Annotated in this window: 4 protein-coding genes; 2 read left to right on the top strand and 2 right to left on the bottom strand. The window is 66.2% G+C overall.

Translation table 11 applies throughout. From position 1 onward, the window contains the following. The coding region (locus AKL29_RS13365; RefSeq protein ID WP_244481996.1) for a cytochrome c at nt 1-916 on the top strand (916 nt) is incomplete at its 5' end. Nucleotides 917-920: 4 nt separating this feature from the next. Here AKL29_RS13365 and AKL29_RS13360 read toward each other — a convergent pair. After that, complete coding sequence (locus tag AKL29_RS13360) at nt 921-1,562, bottom strand: trimeric intracellular cation channel family protein (protein ID WP_028338219.1); 642 nt, start codon at nt 1,560-1,562, stop codon at nt 921-923. A gap of 144 nt (nt 1,563-1,706) precedes the next feature. Between AKL29_RS13360 and AKL29_RS13355 the strand changes: the two genes are divergently transcribed. Then, nucleotides 1,707-2,147: a hypothetical protein gene (locus tag AKL29_RS13355; protein ID WP_028338220.1), complete on the top strand. Its 441-nt coding sequence runs from the start codon at nt 1,707-1,709 to the stop codon at nt 2,145-2,147. 67 nt (nt 2,148-2,214) lie between these two features. Here AKL29_RS13355 and AKL29_RS13350 read toward each other — a convergent pair. Then, on the bottom strand, nt 2,215-2,867 hold a 653-nt coding region (locus AKL29_RS13350), incomplete at its 5' end, for an isocitrate lyase/PEP mutase family protein (protein WP_244481995.1).

Here is a 2,867-nt window from a genome sequence, read left to right as displayed (position 1 = left end):
CGGCGCGCATTATTATCCCGCCTTCCCCTACCCCAATTTCACGAAGCTGATCCGCGACGACATCCTGGCGATCCGTGCCTATCTCGCGACGCTGGCGCCGGTCAGCAACAAGGCGCCGCCGCCGGAGCTGCCTTGGCCGTTGAACTACCGCGTGCTGATGCGGGCGTGGAACGCACTGTTCCTCACGCCGGGCATCATCCAGCCGGATCAGGGCAAGGGTGCGGAATGGAATCGCGGACGCTATCTCGTCGAGGCCCTCGCCCATTGCGGCGCCTGCCACACGCCCAAGAACGCCTTCGGCGCCGACCGGCGCGACCAGGCGCTCAGTGGCGGCAGGGTGCAAGGCATGTTCGCGCCAAGGCTCGACGGCGCCGCACGCAGCGGGCTGAAATCATGGAGCGTGGCTGACATCACCGAATATCTGCAGAGCGGCCGCAACGGGCACAGCCATGCCGGCCCCCTGATGTCCGAGGTGGTGCTCAATTCGACCTCGAAGATGCGCGACGCCGACGTGCGCGCGATCGCGGTCTATCTGAAGAGCCTGCCTGCCGGCGCGCCGGAGCCGGAGGTCACCCCGCCCTCGCCGGCGCAGATGAGCGATGGCGAACGGATCTACCGCGCGGCCTGCATCGCCTGCCATGAACTCGACGGCTCCGGCGCGCCGCGGATCTATCCGCCGCTGCCCGGCAACGCCAATCTGCAATCGGCCAATCCGACAAGCACGCTGCGCATCATCCTCGACGGCGCACAGACCGTGACCACGCCGCGCGCCCCGAACGGCGGCTCGATGCCGGCCTATCCCAAGCTCACCGACCAGGAGGTCGCGGACGTTGCGACCTACATCCGCAACGCCTGGGGCAACGCGGCGCCGGCCGTCACCGCGGACGAGGTCGCTAAGGCGCGGACGGCGAAATAATCGTTCAGCGTTCCTCGTCGCTGAACACGAATTTCGGCATCTCCCATCGGTAGCGGATCGCAAGCATGCGGAACGTCAGCCCGAGTGCGAAGGTCAGCGCGGTCCAGAGCTGGGCGTTCACCTGCAGCCCGGAGCCGGTCACATAGAACAGTCCGGTCACCACGGAGACGCTGGCGTAGAGCTCGCTGCGAAACAACAGCGGCACCTCGTTGCAGAGGATGTCGCGCAGCACGCCGCCGGCGCAGCCGGTGATCATGCCGGCGACGATCACGATCGGCAGCGGGACGTCGACTTGCGAGGCCACATCGCAGCCGGCCATGGTGAACACCACGAGTCCGATCGCATCGAGCACCAGGAATGCGAGGTTGAGCCGGTGCACCAGCCGCGCCAGCAGAATGGTGGCGAAGGCGCCGGCCGCCGCGACCGCAAGATAGATCGGATGCGCGACCCAGAGCAGCGGATAATGCCCCAGCAGCACGTCGCGGATGGTGCCGCCGCCGAGCGCGGTGATCGCGCCGAGCATGCAGACGCCGGCCCAATCCATGCTGCGCCTGCCGGCCGCCAGCGCCGCCGTCATCGACTGCGCCGCAACCGCAATGAAGGAGAGCACGTGCAGCACCGAATCGGTGGGCGGCATGGTCCACATTGAAAAGGCCTCAAGAAACAGGTTGGAACCCGAGGAATCGGCGGTTCCTGCATGAACAGGTTGCAACATTGGCGCGGAACATCCTCGCGCGCCAGCCATTGTCCCCTGCGTTTAGCTTTGAGGTGCTAACGGAGGAACTTTGCAATGGCCCATCAACCTGACGATCCGTATCGCGCCAACCTGACCGAGGACGAAATGCGCCGTCAGGCGCGCTTCAACAGCCTGGACAACGAGCTGCAGCCGGATCCGGAACTCCAGGAGGGACCGGCCAGCACCACCAAGATCGCGATGTTCGCCGTCGCGGTGGCCGTGGTGCTCGGTGCGTTGTTCTACGGCTTGAACAATACGTCGGTGCATGAGGCGGGCACCACGCCGTCAGCGCAGACCGCACAGCAGCAGCCGGCCAATCCGGCCGCGCCGCCTCCGGGCATGCGCGACGTGACGCCGAAGCCGAACAGCCAGCCCGGCACGACCACGGGCGCGGCACCGGCACAGCCGGCCTCGCCGTCGGCCAACAAGCCGACCGGACAGGAAATCGACCGCTCGGCGGCGCCGTCCGACTCGACCGGCGACAAGAGCAAGTAATCCGCTCGCTATCGTGAGCGACGAAGCAGCGGGCCCCAGCGGCCCGCTGCTTTTTTTGCGTGTGAGTCTACTTGAACATCTTGTTGAGCTCGCCGCCGGGATAGCCGTTGGCGAATTCGGTGAAGGTGCCCTTCTCGGCCATCTCCTTGGCCGCCTTCATCACACCGGTCCAGGCCATCCGCGCCAGCGCTCCGCCGACGCTGATCCGTCGCACGCCGAGATCGGCGACCGCTTGCAGCGTCAGCTCCGACGCACCGCCGATCAACAGATTGACCGGCTTTGGCGCCACCGCCTTCACGACCGCGGAAATCTCCTCCTTGGTCGCGATGCCCGGCGAATAAAGGACGTCCGCTCCTGCTTCCGAATAGGCCTGCAGCCGTTCGATCACCAGATTGAGGTCCTTCTTGCCCCACAAGAATGCCTCACAGCGGCCGGTGAGCAACACACCGCTGTTGTCGGCATCGATGGCCTTGCGCGCCGCCTTGATGCGCTCGACCGCAAGCTTGTGCTCGAACAGCGGGTTGGCGGCGTCTCCGGTGGAATCCTCGATCGAAAGCCCGGCGACGCCGGTCTTGACGCCGCGCGCGACATTGGCGGCGACCTTGTCGGGCTCAACCGCGAAGCCGCCCTCGAAATCCGCATTGACGGGAATATCGACCGCCGCACACAGCGCAGTCAGGTGGTCGCAGACGTCGTCGACGGTGACGCGATTGTCGGCCT

This window comes from Bradyrhizobium pachyrhizi, from assembly GCF_001189245.1.
GTDB classification, from domain to species: domain Bacteria; phylum Pseudomonadota; class Alphaproteobacteria; order Rhizobiales; family Xanthobacteraceae; genus Bradyrhizobium; species Bradyrhizobium pachyrhizi.
This window is presented reverse-complemented; position numbering and strand designations above follow the sequence as displayed.

Coding starts and splice junctions, on each gene's coding strand:
- AKL29_RS13360 (WP_028338219.1), bottom strand. CDS start 1,562: ATGTGGACCATGCCGCCCACCGATTCGGTGCTGCACGTGCTCTCCTTC.
- AKL29_RS13355 (WP_028338220.1), top strand. CDS start 1,707: ATGGCCCATCAACCTGACGATCCGTATCGCGCCAACCTGACCGAGGAC.